This window comes from Microbacterium maritypicum MF109 (assembly GCF_000455825.1).
GTDB lineage: Bacteria > Actinomycetota > Actinomycetes > Actinomycetales > Microbacteriaceae > Microbacterium > Microbacterium maritypicum_A.
On the sequence record NZ_ATAO01000019.1, the window covers coordinates 1 to 742 of the forward strand.

2 pseudogenes are annotated in these 742 nt (G+C 69.8%); both read right to left on the reverse strand.

Annotated elements, in window-relative coordinates:
* Nucleotides 1-289: pseudogene (locus tag L687_RS23975) on the reverse strand (hypothetical protein); the annotation flags it as partial.
* 4 nt (nucleotides 290-293) lie between these two features.
* Nucleotides 294-742: pseudogene (locus L687_RS41480) on the reverse strand (glycosylase); the annotation flags it as partial.

Below are 742 nucleotides of genomic sequence, written 5' to 3' on the forward strand. Positions count from 1 at the left end.
GATAGCCGCCGGAACCGTCGGTGTCGGCGTAGGTCCAGGGCGCACGGACCGCTGGTTTCGTCTCGATCCCGAACGTCGTGTGGGTCGCGCTCGCGACGACGGGAACATCGGCGAGGAGGAATCGCAGGTGGGCGAGGTTCGTCAGCCGTGGCCGGCGCGCGGTCTCGAGCGGCGGCGTCGCCGTGCCGGTCGCAGTGTTCGTCGTGCCCATGGCGGCGTCGACGGGGAGGAGGGCGAGCGCGGAGGCTGCTGCCGTGAACGTCAGGAACGTGCGTCGGGAGGCGTCCACGTCATCACGCCTCTCCGCCGTCGCGCAGTGCGCGACCCCACGGCTCGGCCGGATCGTGGATCGCGACCGCCAGCGTCGTGTCGGACTGCCCGTAGTACGCGAACCACTTCCCGTGGAACTTCACGAGCCCCTCCACGAAGGTCACGTTAGAGACGAGTCCGTGCATGTCCTCGAAGGTCTGCGGGCGCAGCCACGGCTCCTGCAGGCGGGCGATGACCTTCGTCGGCTCGTCCGGGTCGATCGCGATCTGCCCGCAGCGGTAGTCGACGTCGACGGTGCCGTCGTCGTGCACGGTGCGGGTGGCGCCGTTCGTGAGGAACAGGAGCAATCCGTTGTCGGTGACCACAGGGGAGGCGCCGATCTCGACGAGCGCCTCGTCCCAGGTGCCGGGGGTCGGAGAGTACATCGGCTCGGTGTCGGGCGTGCCCGGCCTCCAGTGGATGAGGTCGTCGC